The organism is Cryobacterium sp. Y11 (genome assembly GCF_002929535.1).
GTDB lineage: Bacteria > Actinomycetota > Actinomycetes > Actinomycetales > Microbacteriaceae > Cryobacterium.
In genome coordinates, this window is record NZ_PJJO01000054.1 from 88352 (window position 1) to 103114 (window position 14763).

The window sequence follows — 14763 nt, forward strand, 5'->3', positions numbered from 1 at the left end:
TCGTTCTCCTTCAGGTTCGCGGTTGTCATCGGCGCAGCTCGAGCGTGCAGCACTTCACGCCGCCGCCGCCGAGCAGTAGCTCGGAGAGGTCGACGCCGATCGGGTTGTAGCCGCGGGCGCGGAGCTGGCGTTCGAAGTCCTTGGCGCGGGCGGCGATGACGACGTTGTAGCCGTCGGAGTAGGAGTTGAGGCCGAGGATGGACGCGTCTTCTTCGGTGACAATGATGGCGTCGGGGTAGCGTTCCGCAAGAATCGCCAGGCTCGGCGCGTCGAAGGCGCTCGGCAGATAGGCAATGTTTGTGTCGTCGAGCACGGCGACGGCGGTGTCGAGGTGGTAGAAACTCGGGTTGATCAAGCGCAGGGTGATCACCGGGCGTCCGGCGATAATCGAGAGCTCAGCGTGACTGTTCGAGTCGCTGCGAAAGCCGGTGCCGGCCAGAATGACGTCGCCGACCAGCAGAAAGTCGCCCTCGCCCTCGTTGGTCTGGGCGGGCACGCGCACGTCGAAGCCGTTGGCGCCGAACCAGTCCATGTAGGCGGGGCCTTCTGGCTGGCGCTCGACGTGTGCAAATTTGGCGCCGTAGGCCTGGTTATCGATGACGAAGCCGCCGTTGGCCGCGTAGACCATGTCGGGCAGGCCATCGACCGGTTCGATCAGCTGCACGTCGTAGCCGAGCCCGACGTAGGTGTCGTAGAGGGTCTGCCATTGTGCGACGGCGAGTGAGGTGTCGGTGGGCAGTGCCGGGTCCATCCACGGGTTGATGCGGTAGACCACGGTGAAGTACTGCGGCTTACACATGAGCACGGTGCGCTTGGTGGCGGTGCGCGTTGGAACGACCGGTTCGTCGGCAAGAATGGGGGCGGGCGAATGAATCGACATGAGGCTCCTTCGTCGTTTCGCAGGCCTGGTAGCACCACGAAACGTAGGGTGGATGGCGGACCAGGTCGCTCACGAGAGCCCGGCACGATCGACGTAGAGTCGTTCCGGGACGCCAACTCCAGTCTCACACAGCATGATTCGACGTTTCACGCTAATGTACGCAATAAATCTTCGAGAATTATAGTGCTGACGCAATATCACGCAATAGATTCGCCTAGACTCGGCCCATGGACAACCTCGACCACAGCATTCTCGACCTGCTGCGCCAGAACGCTCGCGCGGGCTATGGCGATATCGGTTCCGTCGTTGGCCTGTCGGCATCCGCTGTGAAACGCCGCGTTGACCGGCTGGTGGCCGACAAGGTCATTCGCAGCTTCACCATTCAGGTCGACCCTGCCGTCGACGGCAGGAGCACCGAAGCCTACGTTGAGCTGTTCTGCCGCGGCACCGTGGCCCCCGACGAATTGCTGCGCATTCTCTCGGGAGTGCCGGAGGTCGTTGATGCCGGCACAATCACCGGAAGCGCCGATGCCATGGTGCACATTCGCGCCCGCGACATTCCGGGGCTCGAGGCGGCGCTCGAAAAGGTGCGCCTGGCGCCGAACGTAGACCACACCCGAAGCGCAATCGTCTTGACCCGCCTGATCCACCGCTCCGTCGGGTAGCGCAGCCCTGTTCACTCGAAAGCGGGAAAAGTGTTGCTTCAGCACCCGTGAAGCAACACTTTTCCCGCTTTCGCGGGAGGGCTAGACGGTCGGCACGGGCTTCTGCTGCACCGGGGAGACCAGGTGCAAGAGGGTCACCGCGGCGATCGACCCGGCGCAGAGGATGCCGGCGAGCACGACGATCTGAAACCTCCCGGCCTCCAGCGGTGAGGCTCCACCGAAGATCGCGCCAACGAACGCACCGGGTAACGTCACCAGCCCCGTCGTCTTGGTCTGATCCGTGGTCGGAATGATGGCGAAATACACCGCTTGGCGGGCCAGATCGCGAGTGGACTGCCGCGGCGTGGCACCGAGGGCGAGCCAGCCCTCGACTTCATCCCAGTGGTCGCCGACCGCCTCGGTGAAGCGACGCCCACTGAGCGTGGCGATCGACATGGCATTGCCGATGATGATGCCGCCGATCGCGAGCACGTAGCGCGGTGAAAATTCGATCGCCCCGGTCGTGAAGACGATCGTGAGCGTGACGACAACGCCAAGGCCCATCGCCGCGGCTACGCGCAATAACTGGGAGCGGCCGATTCTCCGGGTGACCGTGCCGACGGCTGCCGCGAACATGACGAGCAGCCCGACGCCGACCCAGAGCGGATCGTTGATGATTCCACTGAGAATGAGGCTGATCGCGGCCAGCTGCAGGGTGCCGCGCAGCAGGGCCAGTGCCGGGGCGACCGGATGCGGCGCGCGATAACCGCGCAGCACCGTCACGACCACGGCCATGAGCAACACGATCCCGACCAGGGTAGGAAGGAGCCCGGCCAACTGCGCGGGAAGGTCGGCCGGAAAGGTCATGGATTGAGCCTACCCAGCCGCGCGATCGTTCCTCTCCGCAACGAGCATGCGCCAGGGGCGTGGCAGATTCGAACGACAGCGACTGGGTGAACTTCATCTGAACAAACTCCCCGTGGATTGACATGTATTGGTGCAGTGAGCAAACTGTATATCGATAAGCATCAATCTAAGAGTGTTGGAGTTGAATGTCTCTCCCCGCTCCCGGAGCGAAGCCCGCTGCGGCTCAGACAGACCATGCATACACGAGGTCAGACCGTGTCAAAAAATAAGCCTCGGACTCTCGTTGTCGCTGGTCTTGGGGTGGGTCAGATCCTCGCTTGGGGCTCCTCCTATTACCTCCTCGCCATCCTCGCCGAACCGGTCACCGCTGACACGGGATGGCCAGCTACCCTGGTCGTCGCTGGCCTCTCGATCGGGTTGGTGACCTCGGCGTTTGTCGCGCCTCGGGTTGGTTCACGAATAGGTCAGGGGCACGGTCGTCGGCTGTTGATTCTCAGCGCGGCCCTTCTATCTGCTGGGCTCGTGCTCATGGCGGTGTCTCCGGTCCTCTGGGTCTACCTGGTCGCCTGGGTTGTAATCGGGCTCGGCATGGGGACGGGACTGTACAGCAGCGCCTTTGCGACTTTGGGACAGCTCTACGGGGAATCCGCGCGAACATCGATCACAGCGTTGACTCTTTTCGGCGGCCTGGCCAGCACCATCTGCTGGCCACTCTCGTTGTACCTCGTCTCTGAAATCGGCTGGCGAGGAACCTGCGGCGTCTATGCTGCCCTCCAACTCGTCGTTACGATACCGCTCTACCTCTGGGTCTTGCCCAGGCGACGACTCAACGAGCGTGCACGCGAGAACACCGGTGTCGCCGTGAGAAACGTAGACGTGCGGCCGCGACGACCGAGCGGCACGAGCGTTGTGCTCCTGACCTCGATCGTGACGCTGAGCGGACTGATCACCACAACGATGTCGGTCCACATGTTCACGCTCCTGGGCGCGGTCGGGTTCGGCATGGCCGCGGCGCTGGCCCTTGCCACCCTGGTCGGGCCCTCGCAGGTCGGCATTCGTTTCGTCGAGCTGCTGTTCGGCAAGCGTCACCATCCGTTATGGACCATGGCGGCATCCGTTCTGCTCGTCGGACTTGGCCTGGGCACTCTCAGCGCCGGCCTCCCGCTCTACGCCCTCATCATGATTCTCTACGGAGCAGGCATTGGGCTAGCGTCGATCGCTCACGGTACCGTGCCGCTGGCTGTTTTCGGCGCAGAAGGCTACGCGTCCTTGATGGGAAGAATTGCGCTGCCAGCGCTCCTCGCACAAGCCGCAGCGCCACCCCTGGGAACACTTCTCATCGATACCATCGGTGCCAGCGCAACCTCAACGACTCTCGCATTGGCCGCCCTAGCAAACATCGGGCTTGTCGTCTGGATGATGCTTTTGACCCGTTTCCAGTCCGTTCGAGTCCGTGCCGCGTCCGTTCTTACGCCAGATGCCAGCGGTGGAAAACGCGCAATCATCCACTGAATGAAGCTGGTCTACTTCAGAACCCGGCGCGTCCACACCGCGACCGCCTCGACGACCAGCACCGTGACGAGCACCATCCCGATGATGAACGCGACCACGTCGAATTCCTGCACCCGGCTCGCGTTGATCAGGTAGTAGCCGATACCGCCCGCACCGACGATGCCGAGCAGCGTCGCCGAGCGGATGTTGACGTCGAGCTGGTACAGCACGTGTGCGATGAGCTGTGGTGCGGTTTGCCACAGCGTTGCGGCAAAGAACACCTGGCTGCCGGTAGCGCCGGTAGCCCGTACCGCGTCCTGCACCCGCACGTCGGTCTCTTCGAGCGAGTCGGCAATGAGTTTGCCCAGTAGACCGACCGATCCGATCGCGAGCGCCAGCGTGCCCGGCACGGGTCCGAGGCCGGTGATGACGATGAACACGATGGCGAGAATCAGCTCGGGCAAACCGCGGATGATGACGATGATTGTGCGGAACAAGTTCGAAACGCCGACGCTCGGGGCGACGTTGCGCGCGGCGAAGATTCCTATCGGCACAGCGAGCACGAGGCCGAGCAGCGTCGCGGCGAGCCCGATCTGGATCGTCACGAACATTGCCTCGACTAATATGCCGAGCAGATCTTGGGGCGATGGAGGAAGGAACATCCCGAGCACTTGCGGCAGCGCGAGCAGGTCATCGAAAAGCGTCGAAAAGTCCATGTCGGCATACACCGTCGCCAGGGCGACAACCGCGATCGTCAGCGCGACGCCCGCGAATCGGCGGATGCGCTCGCTGTCCCACTGCGGCGCGACCCGCATGCTGCCGTGCCGCGTGCGCTGCGGCTCGCTCCCGCCCATGGGCGCTGTGACCCAGCCCGCCGCTATCCGATCGATGAATCCCAGCAGGCCGCGACGATCCGTTGGCACCCGTCCGAGCAGGGTGGCGCGGATGGCGCCGGAAAGCATTTCGACCGCGATGCACAGGAGCAGAATGATGAGAGCGAGCGCCATGCCGCGCTGGTATTGCATGGTGCGCAAGGCGTTGGCGAGCTCGAGGCCGAGACCACCAAGGCCGACGTAGCCGAGCAGCACAGACGTTCGCAGGTTGATGTCGAAGCGGTGCAGTGCCGTCGCGATCAGCTGCGGCATGACCTGCGGGATTACCGTGCTCGTGATCCACTGTAAGCGGCTGCCGCCCGCTGAGCGCACGGCCTCGGCCGGACCGCCGTCTAGTTGCTCGATCGCATCGGCGTAGAGCTTGCCGATCATGCCGATCGAGTGCAGGCCCAGTGCGAGAATCCCAGGGAACGCCCCGAGACCGAAGATGCGAAAGAGCACAATCGCGAAGATGAGGTCGGGGACCGCTCGGCACACGACGATGATCGTTCGGGCGACGCCACGCATAACGGGGCCGCTCGTCGTGTTCGCCGCTGCGAAGATCGAGATGGGCAGGCTCAGCACCACCGCGAGGACCGTGGCGATAACGACGATTGCGAGCGTCTGTCCGGTCATCACCAGCAGCTCGCCCAGCGGCGGGAAATCGAGCGGGAACATTCGAGAGAAGAAGTTCGCCGCATTGTCGAGGCTGCGTACCATCGATGGGATGTTAATCTCGAGGGCGGCGACCGACCAGAGCCCGGCGCCGAGCAGCACAACCAGCGCGCTCCAGGCCGCGATGCGGTTTACGCTCGGTCGGGGTCGCGGGGGCGGTGGTGTTTTGGTGTTCGTGGAGCGTGGCGCGTCCATGAGGACGGTCATCTAGACGGCAATCTTGACGCGCTCGTCGACCGGGACAGGCGCATAGATGCCGTCCACGTCGTTGTGCGTTAGTCCGGCGGCTGGACGGTCAAGCACCACGCGACCGGCGTTTAGGCCGACGATGCGGTCGGCGAACTCCAGTGCGATTTGCACTTGGTGCAGGCTGCAGATCACCGTGAGGTTTTCCTCGCGGCTGATTTGGGTGAGCAGCTCGATCACGCCGGCTGACGACAGCGGGTCGAGCGACGCGACGGGCTCATCCGCTAGCAGCACGGAGGGGCGCTGAATGAGGGCGCGGGCGATTGCCACGCGCTGCTGCTGTCCGCCGGATAGCGTGCCGGCGCGCTGAAATGCCTTGTCGGCGAGACCGACGCGGGCGAGCTGCTCCATAGCATTTTCACGCACGGAGCGGGGATAGCTCCAGAGCCCAAACCGTGGTCCGCGCAGCGAGCCGAGCTTGCCGGTGCACACGTTCTCGAGTACCGACATTGACTCAACGAGATGGAATTGCTGAAAAATCATGCCGACATTGTTGCGCAGCCCGCGCAAGGCAGTGGCACCGGCTGCGTGCACCGGGGTACCGAGCGTCCAAACGTCGCCCGTCGAGGGCTTGTTTAGGCCATTAATATGGCGGAGCATCGTGGACTTGCCAGAGCCCGACAGACCGAGTAGTACATTGATCTTGTTCGCCGCGAACTCCACGCTCACGTTGTCGAGGGCGGTGATACTTCCGAAAGTCTTGGTCACGTTTTCAAACCGGATGGTTCCCAGCTCAGGGATCGTCTTATACGCGGCGGCGTTGGTCATGAGCAGTTCTCGTTTCGTGTCGGTTGCAGGGACGGACAGTCGGAACCGGTGTGGATCGAGCGGGGCCCGATCCACACCGTCTGGATCAGACCTTGCAGGCAGCGGCCTCTGTAACCTCGCATACCGCACGCACGCCGTCGTAGAGCGAGTCTTCGACGGGAATGAAGCCGTATTTTGAGGCCTCGGGCAGCTGGCAATCGGCCGCTGACGCGCAGATTCCAGATTCCACCATGGCCGGCACGTTCAGGTCGTTCGCGAAGATTTCTTTGAGCTGGCTGATCAGGTCGGCGGGCAGCTTGTCGCTCACGACGTAGGGGCTGCCGGCAATGGTCTCCGACTCCCAGACGACTTCGAGGTCGCCGTCTTTCAGGCTGCCTGACTCGATGAGTTCGGTCGTGACCATGGCGTCGTAGGCGAAGCCTGCGTCGCAGGTGCCGTCGGCGACGCTCAGGGCCGAGGCATCGTGTCCGCCCGCAAAGATCGGCGTGACGCCGTCTTCGGGGTCGATGCCGAGGTCGAGTAGTCCGGCGCTCGGGTAGAGGAAGCCCGAGGTCGAGGTCGGGTCGACGAAGCAGACGGTCTTGCCCTTGAATCCTTCGAGGTCGGTAATGTCGCTGCCGGCCGGTACGATGCCGTACGACTTATACCCGGGTTTCTCGTCGGGATCGTCGACGAGGGAGCCGAGCGCCTCAACGCCCGCACCACCGTCTTTTGCGACCATATACGAGAACGGGCCCATGCCCGCAATGTCGATCTGGCCGGCACGGATGCCCTCGATAACCGCCGCGTAGTCCGTTGCCTGCTGGATCTCGACCTCAAGGCCGGTTTCTCGTTCGAGCACCCCAATGATCGCTTCATTATCATCGGCGATGCCTTGGGCCGATTCGCTCGGGACCTGCGCGAAGACGAGCTTGTCGGGTGCCTCGGCAGCGCCGGCCGCTGTGGAGGTGCTCGAACACGCGGTGAGCGCGGTGAGGGCGGAGAACAGCGCGATACCTACGAGGAGCCCGCGGGTTCGTGTGCGAAAATGCATCGAAGTTTGCCTTTCGTGGGGACGGTCCGACGTTCGTCGGTTGTGATGGCTACATGATTGTTTCTTCTTCTGGTGAACAGTTCGGGACCTAAAGGTGTCCCGAATGGTGACGCAGGAGCGAACAGCAGATGACCGAAGGCACAGGGAGCATGGCGCCGTGAGCTAGCGGAGCGGACTTGTGGCCGGCCCAGATCCGATCAAGCCCGCTCGGTATCGCGCACGCGCGTCAGGAACTGAACGAGCGCCGCGCTTGCCGCGTCGAGCGTGCCATCGTTGACGATCTCGAGGTCGACGGGATGATCCGGTGCGGGGTCGATACGCGCGAGGCGCGCAGCGGCGGCGGCCTCGTTTTCGCGCCCGCGCGCGATAATGCGCGCGAGGCGTACATCCTCCGGCACAGTGACGCGCGCGACCCGCACGTTCGTGAACAGGCCGGGTAACCGCTTGAGCACCCCCCGCGAGACGTTGGCCACGACCACTCCGCCCGACTCGACGACATCGATCACGTGAGCAGGGATACCGTACGCGAGGCCGTGCGCGTGCCAGGTCAGCGCGAAGTCGCCCCGATCTTCGGCAGCGGCGAACTCATCAGCGCTCACGGGGTTGTGATCCTCCCCTGCGCCAGCGGGCCGAGTGATCTGGCGCTGGGGGAAGACGATTTCGCTGTGGCCGGTCAGGGCTGCGCGCGTGTAATCGATGATCGAGTCCTTGCCCGATCCGCTCGGCCCGACGACCGCGACGAAGGTGCCGCTCATGCGACTCGACGTCCCTCGCGCCAGACGGCGCGCACAATCGGTACGGGTGAGCCGAGCGGATGCTGATCGGTCGGCGCCCCGTCATAGGCTTGCACGCGGATGACATCGGCTCGCTTGCCCGGTGCGATCACTCCACGATCGTTAAGACCGGCGGCACGGGCGGGGTTGGCGCTCACCAGCGCGGCACCCTGCGGCAGCGTGATTTCGCCGCGACTGAAGAGGAGGAAAATGGCCTGGAGGGGGCTGCCGGGCACGTAATCGCTCGACAAGATGTCGAGCAGTCCGAGGTGGAGCAACTCGGTGGCCGAGACGTTGCCCGAATGCGAGCCGCCACGCACGATGTTGGGGGCACCCATAACGACGAGCTGGCCGGCGGCGCGAGCCGCTCGGGCCGCCACGATTGTCGTTGGAAACTCGGAGATGCGCACGCCGGCTTTCGTCGACTCGTCGACGTGCGCCTGTGTCGCGTCGTCGTGCGCGGCCATCGTGATGCCGCGGTCGTTGGCGCGCTCCGCCATCAACCGGCGGTTGTCATCGGAGTACTGCGCCGAGAGCACGTGCAGCTCGGCGACGTGCTGGTCGAACTGCACGTTGCTCATGCTGTGTTTGCCCACCATATAGGTGCGGAACGCCTCGACGTCGGCGTACTGGCGCTGCCCGGGCGTGTGGTCCATAAGCGACACCATCCTCACCCGGTCGTGCCCACCCACCTCGTCAAACACGTCAACGACATCCGGCGTCGCGACCTCGCAGCGCAAATGAACGTAGTGGTCGGCCCGCAGCAGGCCGGACTCGGCGGCGTGGATCACGGCCTTCACCAGTGTGCGCGCGTCACCGCTGATGCGATTCTCACCCGGCCCGCTGCCGATGCGCATCGCGTCGAGCACGGTTGTCATTCCCGACGCTGCCATCTGCGCGTCGTGCGCGATGACGGCCGGAATCGGGTCCCAAAACCGCTTGGGGCGCGGCTGGTAGTGCGACTCGACCTGGTCGGTGTGTAGTTCGACGAGGCCGGGCAGCAGGTAATCCGTTCCCATGTCGAGGGCGGGCACGCCGTCGACAACCAGGTATGGGTCGTCAGAGACCTCGACGATGACACCGTTCGTGATGCGCACGGATCCATGCACAACCTGATCGGTGAGCACGATGTGAGCGTTATTGAGAACGAGGGACATCAGGCGGTCTCCAGAGCGAATTGGTGGGCAAAGGGATAAACGGAGAGAATCTCGAAGGCAGCGCCGGGCTGCGGCTCGACGCTGATCGTGATGCCGGACAGCGGCACGTCGACGCCGGCTACGTTCGCGAAGTGCTGCGCCAGCGCGGCGTCGACCTCCGCGGTGCGCTCGGCGGGCACAGAATCGGTCAGGGTGAGATGAAAGTGGAACTCGTCGAAAACGTACGGGTAGCCCCAGCGGTCAAACAGCTCGCGCTGGCGCGGCGTGAGGTGTGGGGCGCGGCGGCGGCGAACATCCGCTTCATTCAACGGCGCCCGAAAGTCGTCGAACTGCCGCACGGCGGATGCCGCGAGTTCGTTCAGACCGTCTTGATTGCCGTTGGGAAGCAGCACGCGGAAACTGCCCATCGTCGCCGGGCGCGGGCCAGGAATCGTGACCGGTGCGCGCCCGGCCGCGAAAGCCGCGGCCACCGCCAGCAGCTCAGCCTCGGTGTGTCCCTCGGCGAGGTGGAACGGCGCAGCGAGCGTGGCGTGAAAGCCATAGCGACGCGCGTCAATGGTGAGGCCACGCAGGTCGTCGCGGTCGTACCAGGTGTCGACTTCGGCCTTGAGTCGCAGTGCTGCGGCAGCATCGTTCTCGCCGACTCCTGGCACCGCATAGACGGCGTATCGCCTCATGCGAGCACCTCTTCGCGCACGGCTGTGAATGACTGCACGTCGACGGTCAGGTCAGCGACGGCCTCGCGCACGTCGGCGTCGTGGAAGATCGCTAACATTCCGGTTCCATGCCCGAGGCTCTCGCGAATCAGGTCGATCACGACACCGCGATTTCGGGCGTCGAGCGACGCGGTGGGTTCGTCGAGCAGTAGGAGTGGCCGCTCGATGATGAAGCCGCGAGCGATGTTCACACGCTGCTGCTCTCCGCCAGAAAAGGTCGCCGGTGGAAGCTTCCACAGCCGCTCGGGGATGCTCAGGCGAGCCAACAGCTCACCGGCTCGCTCGCGTGCCACCGCTCGCTCGACCCCGCGCTCAATGAGCGGCTCGGCGACGACGTCGAGGGCTGGCACGCGGGGCACCGCGCGCAAGAACTGACTCACGTACCCAATGGTCTCCCGCCGGGCGGCGAGCACCTGGCGAGGCTCCGCCGTGACCAGATCCATAACGGAACCTTGATGGCTGAGTAAAATGCGCCCAGAATTGGCGCCGTAGCTGCCGAAGACCATCTTCATGACGGTACTCTTGCCAGCTCCTGACTCGCCGCCGAGCACCACGCACGCCCCGCGCGGCACATCGAAGGTCATCCCGCGCAGCACGGGCAGCTGATGCGAGTCCTGCAGGTGCAGGGTGAACGTCTTGTCGACGTCTTGAACGGACAGGGCCGCGTCCTTGGGCATTCGGTTGGTTGTGTCGTATGTCATGGAGATCAGCCCTGGAGGATCGAAGAGACGAGCAGTTGGGTGTAGGCGGCCTGCGGGTCATCGAGCACCCGGTCGGTGAGGCCGGACTCGATCACGGCGCCGTCTTTCATCACCAGCGTGCGGTGGGAGATGAGGCGTGCCACAGCGAGGTCATGCGTGACGATCACGACAGCGAGACCGAGCTCAGATACCAGCGAGCGGATGAGATCGAGCAGGCGTGCCTGCACGGACACGTCCAGGCCGCTGGTCGGCTCATCCATGAAGACGAGGCGCGGGCCGAACACGAGGTTGCGTGCAACCTGCACGCGCTGGCGCATACCGCCCGAGAACAGCGTTGGCGCATCGTCCATCCGATCGGTCGGGATCTCCACCCGGCGCAGCCACTCTTCGGCTTCGGCCCGGATCTGGCCGAAGTGGCGCCATCCGTTCGCCATCAGTGGCTCGCCGACGTTGCCGCCCGCGCTGACGTGCATGCGCAGTCCATCGGCGGCGTTCTGGTGCACGAAGCCCCAGTCGGTGCGCCAGAGTCGGCGCACTTCGCGTTCGCTCAGGGTCGACAGGTCCAGCAGGTCTTCCCGCGCGCCGCCCGCAACGTTCTGCCGCGCCGTGCGGTACCGGATGGAACCCTCATCGAGTGCGAGTCGCTGGGCCAGCATGCCGAGCAGGGTGGTTTTTCCCGAGCCCGACTCGCCCACGACGGCCAGCACCTCGCCGGGCCACAGATCGAAGCTGACATCGCGGCAGCCGTACCGGTCGCCATAGCGATGGCTGGCACCAGTCACGCTCAGGAGGGGCGTTTCGTCATTCATGCATTCACCTCGGTAATGTGGTCGTGCTCGCGTGCCGTGAGGGTGCGCTCGCAGTGATCGGTGTCGGAGCACACGAACATGACCCCGCCGTGATCATCGATGAGCACCTCGTCGAGGTACACCTCGGTGGACTCACAGATCTCGCAGGGCTGGTCGAAGCGTTGCGGTTCGAACGGGAAATCGTCGAATCCGAGGCTCTCCACGTCGGTGTATGGCGGGATCGCGTAGATGCGCTTCTCCCGCCCGGCTCCGAACAGTTGTAGTGCGGGGCTCTGGTGCATCTTGGGGTTATCGAAGCTCGGGATGGGTGACGGCGCCATGACGTATCGGCCGTTCACGAGCACCGGGTAGTCGTACGTCTTAGCGATGTGCCCATATTTCGCGATGTCCTCGTAGAGTTTGACGTACATCAGGCCGTATTCTTCGAGCGCGTGCAGGCGCCGGGTCTCGGTCTCGCGCGGTTCCAGAAAACGCAGCGGCTCCGGAATGGGCACCTGGTACACCACGATCTGTTTCTCGGTCAGCGGAGTCTCGGGAATCCGGTGCCGGGTCTGGATGATCGTGGCATGATCCGTGCGCGTGGTGCTGGCGGCGCCCGCTACCTTCTCGAAGAAAGCCCGGATGGACACCGCGTTAGTCGTATCGTCGGCACCCTGGTCAATCACCTTCAGCGTGTCGGCCGGGCCGATCACCGATGCGGTGAGCTGTACCCCTCCGGTGCCCCAGCCGCGGGGCATTGGCACCTCACGTGAGGCGAACGGCACCTGGAACCCGGGGATGGCGACGCCCTTGAGTAGCGCACGACGCACGACCCGCTTGGTCTGCTCGTCGAGGTAGCCCTCGTTGTACACGATCCGTGGGCCGCTCATGCGTTCTCCTCGATCAGGGTGTTGTTGTCGGTCGCAGGCGCCTCGGCCGGCTCGGCGGGGTGACGCGCCTGAAACTCACGGCGTAGGCTGCGGATCAGCCCGAGTTCCGCCTGAAAATCGACATAGTGCGGCAGTTTCAGGTGCTCGACGAAGCCGGCAGCCTCAACGTTGTCGGCGTGGGCGATCACGAATTCCTCATCCTGCGCTGGCGATACGATACGCTCGCCAAATTCCTCGTGCCGCAACGTGCGGTCAACCAGCGACATCGACATGGCCTTACGCTCTGCTCGGCCAAAGACGAGCCCGTAGCCGCGGGTGAACTGCGGCGCCTGATCGGCGCTGCCAACGAACTGGTTGACCATCTGGCACTCGGTCAGTTCGATGCGCCCAATCGGCACGGCGTACCCGATCTCGGGGGCGAAGAAGTCGACCTCGACCTCGCCGACGCGCACCTCACCCACGAACGGATGGTTATTGCCAAAGCCTCGCTGCGTGGAATAGCCCAGCGACAACAGAAAGCCCTCGTCGCCGCGGGTCAGGGCCTGCAGGCGCTCGGCTCGGCTCATTGGGAAGACGGTCGGCTCGCGGGTCAGGTCGCCCGGATCCGGATCGGTCCATCCTTCGTCTGGCCGATCGCGCTCAACGAGCGCGTCTGCACCGAGCAGATCGGTCACCCGGGGCATCGGCTCGTCGATCGGCACGTCCGGGGTTGCTACCTCCGGGGTGTGCAGTTCGTCGGCGAGCAGGCGGTGCGTGTAGTCAAACGTTGCGCCGAGCTGCTGACCACCGGGAATATCCTTGAACGTCGCAGACACGCGGCGCTCCGAGGGCAGGCCGACGGTGTCGACCGCGATCGTAATACCGAACCGCGGCAGCGTCGTGCGGTACGAGCGCATCAGCGTGACCGCTTCAAGCACGTCGCCCTGCGCCTGCAGCAGTGCTTTGGCGGCGAGCTCCGGGTCGTATAGTGAGCCCTCGGCCATCACGCGTGAGACGAGCACGCCCATCTGATTGCGAATTTGCGGGTAGTCGATGCGCGGGGCATCGATGCTGCCCCGCCCGCGCTTGGCGAGCAGCGCGTGCGCGTTGGCGATCGCTTTCTCGCCTCCCTTGACGGCGACGTACATTAGGCGTTCCTCTTCTCATCAGTGTGGGCAATCGCAGCAATCAGCGCGGTTGTTCGTGGCAGGCCAAGCACCGCGGTCTCGGCCGCGAGGATGAGGTCAACGCCGCGCGGAAAGTTCGAGTGGTTTTCGTGCCACTGAGTGAGGAATTCATTCGGCAGGCCGGCGCCGTCCCAGTGAGCGACGCCAGGGATGCCCGGCCCGGTCGCTGTCAGGGAGCCGATACCGGGTGCGCAACAGGCATCGATCACGAGTGTTGCTGACCGGTGTGGCTCTTCGTCTGTGCCCCGTGCGAGGTCGGCCAGGCGCGGCGCCGTGGACGGCGATGACGCGATAACGAACGCCGCGTCATCCGCTTGATCGACGATGCGCGCGCCGGTGTGAAAGGCGATCCAAGCACAGACCTCGGGGGCGGCGCGTAGCGCGGGGTCGAGCCAGAGGGGGGTCTGCTCGTCGCACAGCGCCAGAATAACGGCCCCCATGGTCACCCCGAGCGGCGCGGGGGGCAGCAGGTCCACCTCGACAGGTTGCGGCGTGGTCGGGCGTGCGAGTGCCTCGAGCACAGCGCGGAACACCCGCTGTGCGTCGCGCACCGGGTTCGCGAATCCGGGCGTGAGGTTCTGTGGAATCAGCGTGCTCATTCGTGCTCCCTTGCAACGGTGAAGAAGTCGACAACCGTGCTGCGTGCGTCGGCATTGGCCGCCGAGTCGCGCTTGGTCTGTTCGCGTTCGAGCGGCTCGATAACGTCGGTGAGTACGCGTTCCCGCTGTGTCGGCGCGCTCAGCAGCGCGTCGAAGACGGCGGCGAGACCGGCGTGCTCTGGGTGGCTGCCCAGCACGTACGACGTGCCGCTCGCCTCGTCGGCGCCGGCGCCATGGAGCATCACGGTTGCCCGGGAAACGGTCGCCTCGCCGAGGTTGAAGCGGTCGCCGGTGCCGCCGATTCGGCCCTGCACCATAACCAAGCCTGCTTCCGGGCCCCGCAAGTATGCGACCTCTGGCTGCTCCCCCCACGCGGCCCACAGTGCGGCCAAGTCGGCGTGCGAGGCTCCTGCGAGCACTCGCGCGGCGCGGCGCCGCTCTTCAACGGCACGCTCATCCGCTGTTTTCTCCTGTGCCCTCATGTTCGATCCCTTCAC

General features: G+C 64.7%; 16 protein-coding genes. 2 read left to right on the plus strand and 14 right to left on the minus strand.

From position 1 onward, the window contains the following. Window positions 1-25: 25 nt before the first annotated feature. On the minus strand, window positions 26-880 hold the full coding sequence (gene ddaH, locus CXY75_RS07685) for a dimethylargininase (protein WP_104082239.1): 855 nt from the start codon (window positions 878-880) through the stop codon (window positions 26-28). A 227-nt stretch (window positions 881-1107) separates the two neighbouring features. On the opposite strand from ddaH, the gene CXY75_RS07690 reads away from it, so the two are divergent. Further along, window positions 1108-1545 carry an Lrp/AsnC family transcriptional regulator gene (locus tag CXY75_RS07690; RefSeq protein ID WP_104082240.1) on the plus strand — a complete coding sequence of 146 codons (438 nt, stop codon included), beginning with the start codon at window positions 1108-1110 and terminating at the stop codon, window positions 1543-1545. A gap of 81 nt (window positions 1546-1626) precedes the next feature. On the opposite strand, the gene CXY75_RS07695 is transcribed toward CXY75_RS07690, so the two are convergent. Continuing rightward, entirely contained in the window at window positions 1627-2391 is a 765-nt protein-coding gene (locus tag CXY75_RS07695) for an ABC transporter permease (RefSeq protein ID WP_104082241.1), read from the minus strand. A 255-nt stretch (window positions 2392-2646) separates the two neighbouring features. Between CXY75_RS07695 and CXY75_RS07700 the strand changes: the two genes are divergently transcribed. After that, on the plus strand, window positions 2647-3903 hold the full coding sequence (locus CXY75_RS07700; protein WP_199182404.1) for an MFS transporter: 1257 nt from the start codon (window positions 2647-2649) through the stop codon (window positions 3901-3903). A gap of 11 nt (window positions 3904-3914) precedes the next feature. Here CXY75_RS07700 and phnE read toward each other — a convergent pair whose 3' ends face one another. From phnE to phnG, 12 genes are all read right to left on the minus strand, one after another. After that, a complete protein-coding gene (gene phnE, locus CXY75_RS07705; protein WP_104082243.1) occupies window positions 3915-5636 on the minus strand; it encodes a phosphonate ABC transporter, permease protein PhnE in 1722 nt (573 codons plus the stop codon). Continuing rightward, window positions 5637-6443 carry a phosphonate ABC transporter ATP-binding protein gene (phnC, locus tag CXY75_RS07710; protein WP_104082350.1) on the minus strand — a complete coding sequence of 269 codons (807 nt, stop codon included), beginning with the start codon at window positions 6441-6443 and terminating at the stop codon, window positions 5637-5639. Between the two features lie 85 nt (window positions 6444-6528). Next, window positions 6529-7476, minus strand: a complete 948-nt coding sequence (locus CXY75_RS07715; protein ID WP_104082244.1) for a phosphate/phosphite/phosphonate ABC transporter substrate-binding protein — start codon at window positions 7474-7476, stop codon at window positions 6529-6531. A gap of 197 nt (window positions 7477-7673) precedes the next feature. After that, window positions 7674-8231 (minus strand): phosphonate metabolism protein/1,5-bisphosphokinase (PRPP-forming) PhnN, encoded by a 558-nt coding sequence (phnN, locus tag CXY75_RS07720; protein WP_104082245.1) that lies wholly within the window; start codon window positions 8229-8231, stop codon window positions 7674-7676. After that, on the minus strand, window positions 8228-9406 hold the full coding sequence (locus CXY75_RS07725) for an alpha-D-ribose 1-methylphosphonate 5-triphosphate diphosphatase (protein ID WP_104082246.1): 1179 nt from the start codon (window positions 9404-9406) through the stop codon (window positions 8228-8230). The genes phnN and CXY75_RS07725 overlap by 4 nt, the downstream gene beginning before the upstream one ends. Next, a complete protein-coding gene (locus CXY75_RS07730; protein WP_104082247.1) occupies window positions 9406-10083 on the minus strand; it encodes a DUF1045 domain-containing protein in 678 nt (225 codons plus the stop codon). Before CXY75_RS07730 ends, CXY75_RS07725 begins: the two co-directional genes overlap by 1 nt. Next, window positions 10080-10823, minus strand: coding sequence for a phosphonate C-P lyase system protein PhnL (gene phnL / locus CXY75_RS07735; protein ID WP_199182405.1), 744 nt, complete (start codon window positions 10821-10823; stop codon window positions 10080-10082). Before phnL ends, CXY75_RS07730 begins: the two co-directional genes overlap by 4 nt. Window positions 10824-10828: 5 nt before the next feature. Then, entirely contained in the window at window positions 10829-11632 is an 804-nt protein-coding gene (gene phnK / locus CXY75_RS07740; RefSeq protein ID WP_104082249.1) for a phosphonate C-P lyase system protein PhnK, read from the minus strand. Then, window positions 11629-12501, minus strand: a complete 873-nt coding sequence (locus tag CXY75_RS07745) for an alpha-D-ribose 1-methylphosphonate 5-phosphate C-P-lyase PhnJ (protein WP_104082250.1) — start codon at window positions 12499-12501, stop codon at window positions 11629-11631. Before CXY75_RS07745 ends, phnK begins: the two co-directional genes overlap by 4 nt. Then, a complete protein-coding gene (locus CXY75_RS07750; protein WP_104082251.1) occupies window positions 12498-13628 on the minus strand; it encodes a carbon-phosphorus lyase complex subunit PhnI in 1131 nt (376 codons plus the stop codon). Before CXY75_RS07750 ends, CXY75_RS07745 begins: the two co-directional genes overlap by 4 nt. Then, window positions 13628-14266, minus strand: a complete 639-nt coding sequence (gene phnH, locus CXY75_RS07755; protein WP_104082252.1) for a phosphonate C-P lyase system protein PhnH — start codon at window positions 14264-14266, stop codon at window positions 13628-13630. The genes CXY75_RS07750 and phnH overlap by 1 nt, the downstream gene beginning before the upstream one ends. Then, window positions 14263-14748 (minus strand): phosphonate C-P lyase system protein PhnG, encoded by a 486-nt coding sequence (gene phnG / locus CXY75_RS07760; protein ID WP_104082253.1) that lies wholly within the window; start codon window positions 14746-14748, stop codon window positions 14263-14265. Before phnG ends, phnH begins: the two co-directional genes overlap by 4 nt. Window positions 14749-14763: the final 15 nt, after the last annotated feature.

Excerpts from the sequence above, each read along its gene's own strand:
- CXY75_RS07715 (WP_104082244.1), bottom strand. The coding sequence starts at position 7,476 with ATGCATTTTCGCACACGAACCCGCGGGCTCCTCGTAGGTATCGCGCTG.
- phnL (WP_199182405.1), bottom strand. The coding sequence starts at position 10,823 with ATGACATACGACACAACCAACCGAATGCCCAAGGACGCGGCCCTGTCC.
- CXY75_RS07745 (WP_104082250.1), bottom strand. The coding sequence starts at position 12,501 with ATGAGCGGCCCACGGATCGTGTACAACGAGGGCTACCTCGACGAGCAG.
- phnN (WP_104082245.1), bottom strand. The coding sequence starts at position 8,231 with ATGAGCGGCACCTTCGTCGCGGTCGTCGGGCCGAGCGGATCGGGCAAG.
- ddaH (WP_104082239.1), bottom strand. The coding sequence starts at position 880 with ATGTCGATTCATTCGCCCGCCCCCATTCTTGCCGACGAACCGGTCGTT.
- phnE (WP_104082243.1), bottom strand. The coding sequence starts at position 5,636 with ATGACCGTCCTCATGGACGCGCCACGCTCCACGAACACCAAAACACCA.
- phnH (WP_104082252.1), bottom strand. The coding sequence starts at position 14,266 with ATGAGCACGCTGATTCCACAGAACCTCACGCCCGGATTCGCGAACCCG.
- CXY75_RS07730 (WP_104082247.1), bottom strand. The coding sequence starts at position 10,083 with ATGAGGCGATACGCCGTCTATGCGGTGCCAGGAGTCGGCGAGAACGAT.
- phnK (WP_104082249.1), bottom strand. The coding sequence starts at position 11,632 with ATGAATGACGAAACGCCCCTCCTGAGCGTGACTGGTGCCAGCCATCGC.
- CXY75_RS07690 (WP_104082240.1), top strand. The coding sequence starts at position 1,108 with ATGGACAACCTCGACCACAGCATTCTCGACCTGCTGCGCCAGAACGCT.
- phnC (WP_104082350.1), bottom strand. The coding sequence starts at position 6,443 with ATGACCAACGCCGCCGCGTATAAGACGATCCCTGAGCTGGGAACCATC.
- CXY75_RS07750 (WP_104082251.1), bottom strand. The coding sequence starts at position 13,628 with ATGTACGTCGCCGTCAAGGGAGGCGAGAAAGCGATCGCCAACGCGCAC.
- CXY75_RS07695 (WP_104082241.1), bottom strand. The coding sequence starts at position 2,391 with ATGACCTTTCCGGCCGACCTTCCCGCGCAGTTGGCCGGGCTCCTTCCT.
- phnG (WP_104082253.1), bottom strand. The coding sequence starts at position 14,748 with ATGAGGGCACAGGAGAAAACAGCGGATGAGCGTGCCGTTGAAGAGCGG.
- CXY75_RS07725 (WP_104082246.1), bottom strand. The coding sequence starts at position 9,406 with ATGTCCCTCGTTCTCAATAACGCTCACATCGTGCTCACCGATCAGGTT.